General features: G+C 56.6%; 7 protein-coding genes. 5 read left to right on the top strand and 2 right to left on the bottom strand.

Going from position 1 to position 12,164, the window contains the following annotated elements; translation table 11 throughout:
* Positions 1 to 765: an AraC family transcriptional regulator gene (locus LJN55_RS21225; RefSeq protein WP_133842630.1), complete on the top strand. Its 765-nt coding sequence runs from the start codon at positions 1 to 3 to the stop codon at positions 763 to 765.
* On the opposite strand, the gene leuA is transcribed toward LJN55_RS21225, so the two are convergent.
* Positions 747 to 2,414, bottom strand: coding sequence for a 2-isopropylmalate synthase (gene leuA / locus LJN55_RS21220; protein WP_167864300.1), 1,668 nt, complete (start codon positions 2,412 to 2,414; stop codon positions 747 to 749). The two genes, LJN55_RS21225 and leuA, sit on opposite strands and share 19 nt — an antisense overlap.
* A gap of 599 nt (positions 2,415 to 3,013) precedes the next feature.
* Here leuA and LJN55_RS21215 point away from each other — a divergent pair.
* Positions 3,014 to 4,654, top strand: a complete 1,641-nt coding sequence (locus LJN55_RS21215; protein ID WP_227535234.1) for a dihydroxyacetone kinase subunit DhaK — start codon at positions 3,014 to 3,016, stop codon at positions 4,652 to 4,654.
* Positions 4,655 to 4,695: 41 nt separating this feature from the next.
* Here the strand turns inward: LJN55_RS21215 and sbmA are convergent, their stop codons facing one another.
* Entirely contained in the window at positions 4,696 to 5,895 is a 1,200-nt protein-coding gene (sbmA, locus tag LJN55_RS21210) for a peptide antibiotic transporter SbmA (protein ID WP_227535233.1), read from the bottom strand.
* 455 nt (positions 5,896 to 6,350) lie between these two features.
* Here sbmA and LJN55_RS21205 point away from each other — a divergent pair, with 455 nt between their 5' ends.
* The 3 genes from LJN55_RS21205 to LJN55_RS21195 all read left to right on the top strand — a co-directional run bounded on the left by LJN55_RS21205 (position 6,351) and on the right by LJN55_RS21195 (position 12,163).
* Positions 6,351 to 9,197 carry a sensor domain-containing protein gene (locus tag LJN55_RS21205; protein ID WP_159336762.1) on the top strand — a complete coding sequence of 949 codons (2,847 nt, stop codon included), beginning with the start codon at positions 6,351 to 6,353 and terminating at the stop codon, positions 9,195 to 9,197.
* Positions 9,198 to 9,638: 441 nt separating this feature from the next.
* The gene (locus LJN55_RS21200; protein ID WP_227535232.1) at positions 9,639 to 10,376 is read left to right on the top strand and encodes a gluconate 2-dehydrogenase subunit 3 family protein; all 738 of its coding nucleotides are present in this window, start codon (positions 9,639 to 9,641) and stop codon (positions 10,374 to 10,376) included.
* A gap of 2 nt (positions 10,377 to 10,378) precedes the next feature.
* The gene (locus LJN55_RS21195; protein WP_167864302.1) at positions 10,379 to 12,163 is read left to right on the top strand and encodes a GMC family oxidoreductase; all 1,785 of its coding nucleotides are present in this window, start codon (positions 10,379 to 10,381) and stop codon (positions 12,161 to 12,163) included.
* The last annotated feature ends 1 nt before the right edge of the window (position 12,164 follow it).

The following is a 12,164-nucleotide window of genomic DNA, read 5'->3' as shown; positions in this document are numbered from 1 at the left end:
ATGTCAGCTACCGTCGATTTCTCCTTTGCCCACCGCCCGCTGATCCCCTATGCACACGACTATCAACATGGCGACGTTGAGCCATTGCATCATCACAACTGCGCGCAACTGGTACATACGCTGACGGGCGTGGTACGGATTGAGACGCCGCTCGGGCACTGGGTTGTACCGCCGGGGCGCGGTGTCTGGCTGCCTGCCGGGGTGAAACATGCGTTGCAGATGACCGGAGACGTTGCGGCACGCACGTTGTTTATCGACCCCCTGGCGCGCGCCGATCTGCCTGCCAGTTGCCAGGTGGTGCAGGTGTCGCCCCTGCTGCGCGAGTTGATTGTTAGCGCTCTCGACCTGCCTGAACATTATGCTCCCGCCAGCCGCGCTGAACGTATTTATGAACTGATCCTTGATGAAATTCGGGTGATGAGCGTGCTGCCTTTCAACCTGCCGGAACCGCAGAGTGCAGCCCTGGTCGGGCTTTGCCAGGCGCTGAGGGCGGCACCGGGCGAGCGCTGGACGCTGGAAAACAGCGCCCAACGCATTAATGTCAGCAGCCGTACGCTGGCGCGGCATTTTCATCAGGAGACGGGGTTGCAATTCAGCGACTGGGTGCGGCGCGCCCGCCTGATGGAAGCCCTGACGCGCCTGGCTCGGGGCGACTCGGTGCTGACGGTATCACTGGAGCTGGGTTATGAGAGCCAGAGCGCTTTCAGCGCCATGTTCCGCCGTATCCTCGGCGTTGCTCCCAGCGACTACTTCCCGCCCAGCTGATCCTGCGCCACGGCATTCAGCAGCGCCTGCAACGAGGCTCGCGATACATCGCTGTCAATGCCCACGCCCCAGGCACTGCGGTTGCCAGGGAAGATGCAGCGCAGATAGGTGACGGAGCGGCTGTCACTGCGCTGGCCGAGCGTATGTTCATGATAATCCTGAATGGTAAAGGAGACATCCAGCGCCTGGCGCAGCGCATCGGCTGCCGCTGACAGCAGGCCGTTCCCCCGCCCGCTGATGCTGTAATGTTTGTCGCCCTGCTGAATGCCCGCGTCGAAACGCAACTGCCCCTGGCTGTCGCTTTCGCTGCGGTACTCACCCAGCTGTAAATGTGTCGCTTCCAGACCGTATACCCGGCGAAACAGCTGCCAGATGGCGGCCTGAGTCATTTCACGGCTTTCCCGATCGGCAACCTGCTGCACCTGCTGACTGAAGTCCTGTTGCAGGGCGCGTGGCAGAGCCAGTCCATGATTCTGCTCGATCATCCATGCCGCCCCACTTTTCCCGGACTGACTGTTGACGCGGATCACCGCTTCGTAACTACAGCCAATATCCGCCGGGTCGAGTGGCAGGTAAGGCACTTCCCAGCGCTCCTGCTGCTGACGGGCTGCAAAGCCCTTTTTAATCGCATCCTGATGGGAGCCTGAAAAGGCCGTAAACACCAGTTCCCCGGCGTAGGGATGGCGCGGATGCACCGGCAGTTGGTTGCACTGCTCCACCACATCGACCACCTGTTTCATCTGGCTGAAGTCGAGCTGCGGATGAATGCCCTGGGTATAGAAGTTCAGTGCCATCGTCACCAGATCCACATTCCCCGTGCGTTCGCCGTTACCAAACAGGCAGCCTTCAACCCGATCGGCCCCGGCCAGCAGTGCCAGCTCTGCGGCGGCAATCCCGGTGCCGCGATCGTTATGCGGATGCACGCTGATACACACCTGCGGGCGCTGAGAAAAGTGACGGCAGAAGTATTCGATCTGGTCGGCATACACGTTAGGTGTGCTGACCTCCACCGTGGCAGGCAAGTTGATGATCATCGGCCGCTGTGCACAGGGCTGCCAGACGGCGGCCACCGCTTCACAGATTTCCAGTGCAAAATCGGCCTCGGTGAAGCAGAAGGTTTCCGGTGAGTATTCAAAGGTCCAGTGCGTCTGCGTCTGCTCCTCACAGCGTTGTCGGATCAGACGTGTGGCGTTCACGGCCAGTTCGATAATCTGCTCACGGCTCTGGCGAAACACCAGGCGGCGAAACACCGGTGCGGTGGCATTGTACAAATGCACGCAGGCCTGCTTTGCCCCTTCCAGAGAGACAAACGTGCGATCGATCAGATCGGCTCTTGCCTGGGTCAGAACCTGGATCGTCACATCATCCGGGATCATCCGCTCTTCGATCAGTTCACGAACGAAATTGAAGTCGGTCTGTGACGCTGAAGGAAACGCCACTTCGATCTCTTTGAAACCACACTGTATCAGCAACTGCCAGAACGCTTTTTTACGTGCGCCATCCATTGGCTCGGCCAGTGACTGATTGCCATCACGCAGGTCGGTAGAGAGCCAGCGCGGGGCGGCGGTCAGCGTGCGGGCAGGCCACTGGCGATCGGTCAGTGTGACGGGAGGAAAGGCGTGATATTTGTCGGCAGGTTGGTGCAGCATAGTCAGGCTCCTTGTTGGGTGAGTGACTATTCTGCGGTGAAAATGCGCTGGCTGGCTGGCGCAAAACTGACAACAGCGGATGAAAAAGTGACAATCAACGATGAAAAAAAAGGAGCAGGGGATTAAGCCTGCTCCTTTTGACGCCCTGGTGTTGGCGTGACTGCTGAGATGTGATGCGGGCAGTGATTTGCCTGTAATTGTGTTTGATGGCCTGCCGCGCGGCACCTCATTGGATTTTTATATCATTGGCTAAACGGCGTATTGTTATGTTGTGGTTAGCCGAGGACAGTTATATACGCAATGTCTGTGGAATGCATTACATTTAATAGCAAAGTGTGATTGATACTGAAGTTTCATTGTCATATCACCTTTGTGTTAAATATGTATTAAAATATTAACAGGGAATTAAAGGTGAGTGTTATCAATTAATTGTGTGCTTATTTTTAATGGCATCTTTATATGGTGAAACGTTGTATGTGAACCTGGTTTTAATCTTTGGCGGGAACAGGTAAATATCCCCGGGCTATCTCTCTTAACGTAGGGTATTGTTTATTAGTTGAAAGGGTAATTAATATTCTTCATTTAACAAGGAGTGCGCAATGAGTCAGTTTTTCATGAATCAGAAACAGCAGGTGGTGAACGACGCAATTGAAGGGGTACTGCTCAGTACTCCCCATCATAATCTTGGCCGCCTGGCGCTGGGCTCCCAGATGCGTGTGGTCGTGCGCAATGACTGGGACAAGTCACGCGTTGCGCTGATCTCCGGCGGCGGTTCGGGTCATGAACCTGCTCATATTGGCTTTGTGGGTAAAGGGATGCTGACGGCAGCGGTGTGCGGCGATATCTTCGCTTCCCCCAGCGTAGATGCCGTTCTGCACGCCATTATCAATGTGACCGGGGAGGCGGGCTGTCTGCTGATCGTCAAAAACTACACTGGCGATCGTCTTAACTTCGGGCTGGCGGCAGAAAAGGCCCGTGGCATGGGCTACCAGGTGGAAATGGTGATGGTGCGCGACGACATTGCGCTGCCGGATAACCCGCAGCCGCGCGGTATCGCCGGGACCGCGCTGGTGCATAAAGTGGCGGGCTATGCCGCCGAACAGGGCCAGTCGCTGACGGAGGTGGCCGCGCTGGCGCAGCAGGCCTGTGACGCTACTGCCTCCATCGGGCTGGCTTTCACCACCTGCCATGTGCCGGGCGAAGCGCGTGACGATCACCGCGTACCGGAAGGGTGCAGCGAACTGGGGATGGGGATCCACGGCGAACCGGGGGCCTCGACGTTAAAAACACAGAACAGCCGCGAGATCGTCGCTGAACTGGTGCAACAGCTGACGGCGAAAAAGACTGATCGACCGCTCGCCCTGCTGGTGAACAATCTGGGCGGCTTCTCGGCGCTGGAAATGGCGGTGTTGGTGCGTGAGACGCTTCATTCGGCGCTGGGCAAGCAGGTTAAGCTGCTGGTTGGCCCCGCCACGCTGGTCAGTGCGCTGGATATGAAAGGCTTTTCACTCTCAGTGATGCAGCTTGATCCCTCGCTGGAAACCGCGCTGCTGGCACCGGTGGAAGTCAGCGGCTGGAGCCCGGCTATCGCGCCTGCAACGCTGGCGGAGATCCCGGCCAAACTGGCCGACTCGCTACAGTCTTTTACCCCTTCAGACAACCCGGCGACAGCGTCCATCGTCACGACGATTTGTCAGACACTGATCGGGCTGGAAAGTGAGCTGAATCAGTTGGATGCGAAGGTGGGTGACGGTGATACCGGGTCAACTTTTGCAGCCGGCGCGCGTAGCGTTCTGGAGGCGAGCGAAGCCGGGGAATTACCGCTGAATCAGCCAGAGGCGCTGCTGACGGTGGTGGGTGAGAAGCTGGCCACGGTGATGGGCGGCTCCAGTGGGGTGCTGATGTCGATCATGTTTACCGCCGCCGGACAGCAGCTCGCCCAGGGCGCATCGCTGGCACAGGCATTCACCGCCGGTCTGGAGCGTATGCAGCACTACGGCGGGGCGCAGGTCGGGGATCGCACGATGATTGATGCCTTACAGCCTGCCTTTGCTGCACTGCTTAACGGCGACGGTCTGACTGCAGCGGCCACGGCGGCTAAAAAGGGGGCCGACAGCACCAGCACCATGCGCAGCGCACGTGCCGGACGCTCCTCTTACCTCAACCAGGAGAGCCTGGACGGGGTGAAAGATCCGGGAGCCTGTGCGGTAGAAAAAGTGTTTGCCGCGCTGGCAGGCTAATCTTCGCGGGCTGACCTTCTTCTTCGGTCAGCCCGCCCTCCTTAATCCAGTGCGCGCTCGAAGCTGCGCAGACGCTTGTAGATCGACATCAGCTCCACCAAAGTAGTCCAGGCATTGATCAGATACTGGAACGCGTTGCGCACTTGATCGAACACATTGGTGATCTGCGTCAGCAGGCCAAGGGTGATCGCCCCAGTGATGATCGAGGGAAACAGCACAAAGATGCTGAATAGCGCATCCAGTTGCAGATAAAAAATGCGGGCGATATTGAAGTAGAGATAGTGAAAGTAGAGTCGAAAATAGTTTTTACGTACGTGGCTGAACAGATCGCGTACCAGCGGAGGGCTGGCGCGCTGCGCGTCATCCTCACCGTACACCAGCTCTTTACGGTAAGCGGCTTCCACCCGCTGATTACGAAACGACAGCCCCGGCAGCTTAATCCCCACTACCGCCAGTAGCCCGGTGCCGAACAGTGACCAGACTACCGCAGCTATCACCAGCGCATAGGGAATCTGGCCCAGGATCGGCACGTTTTTCACATGCACTGACAGCGCCACCAGCACCGGTAAAAAGGCGATCAACGTCATCACCGCATCAATCAACCTGACGCCCATATCCTCCAGCGTGGACGCGAAACGCATGGTGTCTTCCTGCACGCGCTGGGCGGCCCCTTCTATATGGCGCAGGCGCGGCCAGTATTCCATGTAGTAACTGTTCATCGCGGTGCGCCAGCGGAACACGAAGTGGCTGATAAAAAACAAATTCAGCACATCAATCACCACGGCAATAAACGCGATACTGAGAAAGCCGTTTATCTGGGTATAAAACGCCGAGATCTGAATAGTGTTCGGGTGTGCCATGGCCTTTTGTATCAGGTCATAGAACGGCTCATACCAGCTGTTGATCGCCACGCCCACCTGCACGGAAAACCAGGTGACAAAGATAATCAGCGCACTGCCGAGGATGGACCAGCGCTGCCAGGGGTGGGGGCTGAAAACAAACCAGCCTCCGGCAAACAGCAGCGTGACCAGCAGGTAATAGCTGTAGAAACCCAGTTCGCCGGGGGAGATGAAACGCAGTGCGTTGTTGGGCAACGTGCCGGGGGGAATCCATGTCAAATGGATCATCAGGTGAGCGAACTTGCTGTCGGCATAGCCAAACCAGAACAAAACGGCCAGCAGGCTCCAGATCACTACGCTGCTGAAAAACAGCCCTGGCCTGGGGAAAAAGGATTTAAACATAGGCACTCCGCTGTCAATGTCTGGTGGTTATACCGCGATTGCCTGTGAGTAATCTCGTTACGGTTGTATCTATTAATGTCCGTGACGAAAATACTTTATTTCCTTTGGTTATTTATGCCGTTAATTGCCCCGTAATCTTTATTTTCTGGAAGAGAAACAACAAATTTACCTTTAAATTCACGTTATATAGCGTGGTCGCCTGAAAATTAATGCTGAATGTTTTTTAATCAAAGCCGATAACGATCAATGAACTGCTATCAATAGATTGAATTAGCTTGAATTGGCTGATGTTTTCGGTTTATACCCGTGTGGATTGAGCACACTGAAAGACAAGAATCCTGCTGCCTACGGGGGGCGGGGGCGGTATATTTTACGCCAGCGAACGGCGTATTGCAGCGCTGACAGTGTTTTCCTCAGAGGGGAAAATGACCATCAGCGCCCAGGCGAAATTAATAATGAATGAAAACTCAGATGTTATGTACCGACTGCTGGTACAAAGCGTGGTCGATTATGCGATCTATATGCTCACGCCTGATGGTACCGTCGCCAACTGGAATCCGGGGGCACAGCGTGCCAAAGGTTACCTGCCTGCCGAGATCGTCGGGAAGCACTTTAGCTGCTTTTACAGCTATGAAGATCGCCAAAAAGGCCTGCCGGAATTTGGGTTGCGAACCGCGCGTGAGAGTGGCCGCTATGAGACGGAGGGCTGGCGCTATCGCAAAGATGGCAGCGCCTTCTGGGCTCATGTGGTCATTGATGCCATCCGCAGCGAGAGTGGCGAGTTAATCGGTTTCGCCAAAATCACCCGCGATTGCACTGAACAGCAACGGCTGCTGAGCGAGCAGCGTGCACATGAACAACGTTTCCGCCTGCTGGTGGAAGGCGTCACCGACTACGCCATTTACATGCTGGATGCGGAAGGCCTGGTGGTGAACTGGAATGCCGGGGCCCGCCGTTCTAAAGGCTATACCGCTGAAGAGATCATCGGTAAGCACTTCTCCTGTTTCTACAGTTCGCAGGATCGGTTGAATAAATTGCCGGAACAGAATCTGAAAACGGCCTATCGCACCGGGCGTTTTGAAGAGCAGGGCTGGCGTTACCGTAAAGACGGTAGCGCGTTCTGGGCACACGTGGTTATTGATGCAGTACATGACGATGACGGTAAGCTGCTTGGCTACGCCAAAATTACCCGCGACTGTACCGAGCAGCGCCGTATGCAGCGCGAACAAACCGAACGTGAGCAGACATTCCGCGTGTTGGTGGAAGGGGTGAAAGATTACGCCATCTATATGCTGGACCCGCGTGGCATGGTGATGAACTGGAATACCGGTGCACGCCGTGCCAAAGGCTACACCTCGGAAGAAATCGTCGGTAAGCACTTCTCCTGCTTCTACAGCGCTCAGGATCGCCTGCTGCAACTGCCAGATACCAATTTGAAAATAGCCGCCACCAGCGGGCGTTTCGAAGATTATGGTTGGCGTTATCGCAAAGATGGCAGCGCCTTCTGGGCCCATGTGGTGATCGACGCGATCCGTAATGATGACGATCAGCTGATAGGCTTTGCCAAGATCACCCGCGACTGCACCGAAGTTCGTGAGTACGAACAGCAGATCCTGCGCTCGAAAGATCTGGCCGAGCAGAACAGTGAAAAAATGGCCTCACTGTCAAAATTTCTCGATACCATCATTGCTAACATCCCCTCCTGCGTCATCGTTGAAGATGTAGTTTCTCGCGAGATCCTGTTGATCAACAGCAAGGCAGAAAAACTGCTGGGCGGCACGCAGCGGGACTTTATCGGCAAACGTGCGCCGGACTGTATGACGGCAGAGATGGGGGAGTACTTTATGCAACTCTCTGATACCGCACAGCGTAAAGAGGGGATGCAGCGCAACGAGCGGCTGCTGACCACGCCGGGCGGTGACCGTATTATCAACGGCAGCGCATCGATCATTCGTGGTAACGATGAGCACCATAACTATGTGCTGCTGATCGCGGATGATGTAACCGATCAGCGCGCTGCGGATGCCCGTATTCACCATATGGCGCATCACGATAACCTCACCAGCCTGCCCAACCGCGTTCTGTTCAGCCAGCGCCTGACCGAGGCGCTGCGTGAAGACCGTGATGCGCGGCGCAAGACGGCAACGCTAGGGCTTGATCTGGATAATTTTAAAAACGTTAACGATGCGCTGGGTCATCAGGTGGGTGATGATCTGCTGCGTTCGGTGGCGGTGCGGCTGCGCGCAGTATTGCGCGAGCAGGACACGCTGGCACGCAGCGGTGGCGACGAGTTCTCGATTGTGTTGCCAGGGCTGACGCATCAGCAGGAAGCCGAAGTGGTCGCCAGCCGTCTGATTGATACCATTCGTCCGCCGTTCAGCGTGGATGGGCACAATCTCTCCGTCGGGCTGAGTGTGGGGATTGCGATTGCCGACAGCGGCATGACCACGCCGGATGAACTGCTGCGCTGTGCGGATATGGCGCTGTACGAAGCCAAGCGTAACGGCCGTAACCGCTTTGAGCACTTTACGGCGGCCATGAGTGATATGGCGCAGAAGCGCCGGGTGATTGAAAGCGACCTGCGTGAGGCCATCACCTGCCGCCAGCTCAGGCTCTATTACCAGCCGATCACGAACAACCTGCACCGCGAGATCATCGGCTATGAAGCGCTGATGCGCTGGCATCATCCGGAAAGAGGCATGATTATGCCGATGGACTTTATCCCGATTGCCGAAGAGACCGGGCTGATCCACAGCCTGGGAGCCTATGCCCTGTATGAGGCCTGCCGTGAGGCCGCCACCTGGCCGGGTGAGCAAAGCGTGGCGGTAAACCTGTCACCATTGCAGTTTAAAAACAGCGCGCTGGTCTCGGTAGTGGAAGCCGCGCTGAAGGACTCCGGTCTGGCACCGCATCGGCTGGAAGTGGAGATCACCGAATCCGTACTGCTGGATAACACCCTGGTGAATATCCATATCTTGCAGAAGCTGAAGGCCTTAGGCGTGCGTATTGCGCTGGATGACTTTGGTACCGGCTATTCATCGCTCAGCTATCTGCGATCGTTCCCGTTCGACAAAATCAAAATCGACAAGTCGTTTATTAACGATATGCATGACAGTCGTGAAGCACTGGCGATTATCCGTGCTATCACCGGCATGAGCCGCAGTTTGGATATTCAGATCACGGCGGAAGGTGTGGAAAGCAACGAGCAGTTTGAACGCCTGAAAGCAGAAGGTTGTACCCTGTTCCAGGGGTACTACTTTGGCCGACCACAGCCGTCGGAAAGCCGCCTGCAAGAGTTTTAACCTCCCCGGGTCGGGCATGCCCGACCCCTACATCATCCTGTTCACAACGTCATTCCCGCCCGGCATAACCCTGTCCACAACGACTTCCCCTGTAGGGGCGAGGCATGCCTCGCCCGGCATAACCCTGTCCACAACGTCATTCTCCGTAGGGGCGAGGCACGCCACGCCCGGCATAACCCTGTTCACAACGTCATTCTCCGTAGGGGCGAGGCATGCCTCGCCCTCTGCCTGCTACGTAATTTGTTAATGAAATTGTGCCTTTTTGTTTCTATCCCCTCACACCTTGTGCGTATTACTGTTAAAGTAGGGAGTGTTGTTACCGGTAACAATAACAGCCTAAACCGCCGGGACAGTAGAATACCCCTACACTACATGTGACTAAGAAATCATCCGACCCCCATTTTTACGATCGCCGATGCGAGCGTTTGAGAAGGCAATGTCATGTCAGAGCAAAAAACAGGCAGTACACGCAGGGATTTTCTGCTGAAAACCATTACCCTCGCCCCGGCGATGGCGATTGGCACCGCAGGGCTGGGGTCACTGGCCGCCGTCGCTCCTGCGGTGGCGAAAGAAGCCGCCGCCACCGGGCCACATAAAGCACGCGACTATCAGCCCACCTGGTTTACCCCGGAAGAGTACGCTTTCCTTCAGGCGGCGGCCGCACGACTGATCCCGGCAGATGAGCGTGGCCCCGGAGCGCTGGAAGCGGGTGTTCCCGAGTACATTGACCGCCAGATGAACACCCCGTACGCCACGGGCAGCAACTGGTATATGCAGGGACCGTTCCACCCGGATGCCGATAAAGCGCTGGGCTATCAGCTGCCGCTGACGCCGCGTGAGATCTACCGTCTTGGCCTGGCCGATGCCGATGCGCTGGCGAAACAGCAGCACGGCAACGTGTTCGCGCAGTTGAGCGGCGAGCAGCAGGATGCGCTGTTACAGGCGCTGGAAGCGGGCAGCGTTGAACTGCCCCAGGTCCCGGCCAAAACCTTCTTCTCCTTCCTATTACAAAACACCCGCGAAGGCTTCTTCAGCGACCCGATCCACGGTGGTAATCAGGGCCTGGTCGGCTGGCAGCTGATTAACTTCCCAGGCGCACGCGCCGACTTTATGGACTGGGTGGAACGCGGCGAGCGCTACACGCTGCCGCCGGTATCAATTCGCGGGGAAAGAGCATAACCATGGCAAACGAACAGAAAAAAGTGGATGCAGTGATCGTTGGTTTCGGCTGGGCCGGGGCGATTATGGCGAAAGAGCTGACCGAAGCCGGTCTGAACGTGGTGGCGCTGGAGCGCGGCCCGCATCGTGATACTTACCCTGATGGCGCCTATCCGCAGGTGATTGACGAACTGACCTATAACATCCGTAAAAAGCTGTTCCAGGATCTGTCAAAAAGCACTGTCACCATTCGTCATAATGCTGCGCAGACTGCCCAGCCGTACCGTCAGTTGGCGGCCTTTTTGCCCGGCACCGGCACCGGCGGCGCAGGTCTGCACTGGTCCGGCGTGCATTTCCGCGTCGACCCGATGGAACTGCGCATGCGCAGCCACTATGAAGAGCGCTATGGCAAAAGCTTTATCCCGGATGGCATGACCATTCAGGATTTCGGCGTCACGTACGATGAACTGGAACCGTTCTTCGATCAGGCCGAACGCGTGTTTGGCACGTCCGGTTCGGCGTGGAGTGTGAAGGGCAAAGTGGTTGGCCAGGGCGGCAAAGGTAACCCGTTTGCCCCGGACCGTTCTGCTGATTTCCCGCTGCCTGCGCAGAAGCGCACTTACTCCGCGCAGCTGTTCGCCCAAGCGGCAGAAAGCATTGGCTACCATCCTTACGATCTGCCCTCGGCCAATACCTCTGGCCCTTATACCAATACTTACGGTGCGCAGATGGGGCCGTGCAACTTCTGCGGCTATTGCAGCGGTTATGCCTGCTACATGTATTCCAAAGCCTCACCGAACGTGAATATCCTGCCTGCGCTGCGCCAGGAGCCGAAGTTTGAGCTGCGCAACAATGCCTATGTGTTGCGTGTGAATCTGACCGACGATAAGAAACATGCCACAGGGGTGACCTATGTGGATGGTCTGGGGCGTGAGAACGTTCAACCCGCGGATCTGGTGATCCTCTCCGCCTTCCAGTTCCATAACGTGCATCTGATGCTGCTGTCCGGCATCGGCAAGCCGTACGATCCGGTGACTAACGAAGGCACCGTCGGGCGCAACTTTGCCTACCAGAACATCTCCACCATTAAGGCGTTCTTCGATAAAGACGTCTTCACCAATAACTTTATCGGTGCCGGTGGCGCGGGGGTCGGCGTGGATGACTTCAATGCGGATAACTTTGACCATGCCAAATATGGCTTTGTCGGCGGTTCACCAATGTGGGTTAACCAGGCGGGCGTGAAGCCGATTTCTGGCCTGCCAACGCCTCCGGGCACGCCGAACTGGGGCAGCAAGTGGAAGGCGGCGGTGGCGGATCACTATACCCACCACGTGTCGATGGATGCCCACGGTGCACATCAGTCTTATCGCAATAACTACCTCGATCTTGATCCGAACTACAAGGATGTGCACGGCCAGCCGTTGCTGCGTATGACCTTTGACTGGCAGGACAACGACATCAAGATGTCACAGTTTATGCATGGCCGGATGCACAAGATTGCAGAAGCGATGAATCCTAAGCTGATCAGTGGTGCGCCGAAAGCGGCGGGAACCCACTTCGATACCACCGTGTATCAAACCACCCATATGAACGGTGGCGCGATCATGGGTGAAGATCCGAAAACCAGTGCCATTAACCGCTATCTCCAGAGCTGGGATGTCCCGAACGTGTTTGTTCCCGGTGCCTCGGCGTTCCCGCAGGGTCTGGGCTACAACCCGACGGGCATGGTGGCAGCGCTGACCTACTGGTCGGCGAAAGCGATTCGCGAACAGTACCTGAAAAACCCGGGTCCACTGGTGCAGGCATAAG

Origin of the sequence: Erwinia rhapontici (genome assembly GCF_020683125.1) — a bacterium.
Classification (GTDB): domain Bacteria; phylum Pseudomonadota; class Gammaproteobacteria; order Enterobacterales; family Enterobacteriaceae; genus Erwinia; species Erwinia rhapontici.
Note: the sequence above shows the minus strand (reverse complement) of the source record. Positions and strands in the feature narration are given on the sequence as shown.

Excerpts from the sequence above, each read along its gene's own strand:
- LJN55_RS21225 (WP_133842630.1), top strand. The coding sequence starts at position 1 with ATGTCAGCTACCGTCGATTTCTCCTTTGCCCACCGCCCGCTGATCCCC.
- leuA (WP_167864300.1), bottom strand. The coding sequence starts at position 2,414 with ATGCTGCACCAACCTGCCGACAAATATCACGCCTTTCCTCCCGTCACA.
- LJN55_RS21215 (WP_227535234.1), top strand. The coding sequence starts at position 3,014 with ATGAGTCAGTTTTTCATGAATCAGAAACAGCAGGTGGTGAACGACGCA.
- sbmA (WP_227535233.1), bottom strand. The coding sequence starts at position 5,895 with ATGTTTAAATCCTTTTTCCCCAGGCCAGGGCTGTTTTTCAGCAGCGTA.
- LJN55_RS21205 (WP_159336762.1), top strand. The coding sequence starts at position 6,351 with ATGAATGAAAACTCAGATGTTATGTACCGACTGCTGGTACAAAGCGTG.
- LJN55_RS21200 (WP_227535232.1), top strand. The coding sequence starts at position 9,639 with ATGTCAGAGCAAAAAACAGGCAGTACACGCAGGGATTTTCTGCTGAAA.
- LJN55_RS21195 (WP_167864302.1), top strand. The coding sequence starts at position 10,379 with ATGGCAAACGAACAGAAAAAAGTGGATGCAGTGATCGTTGGTTTCGGC.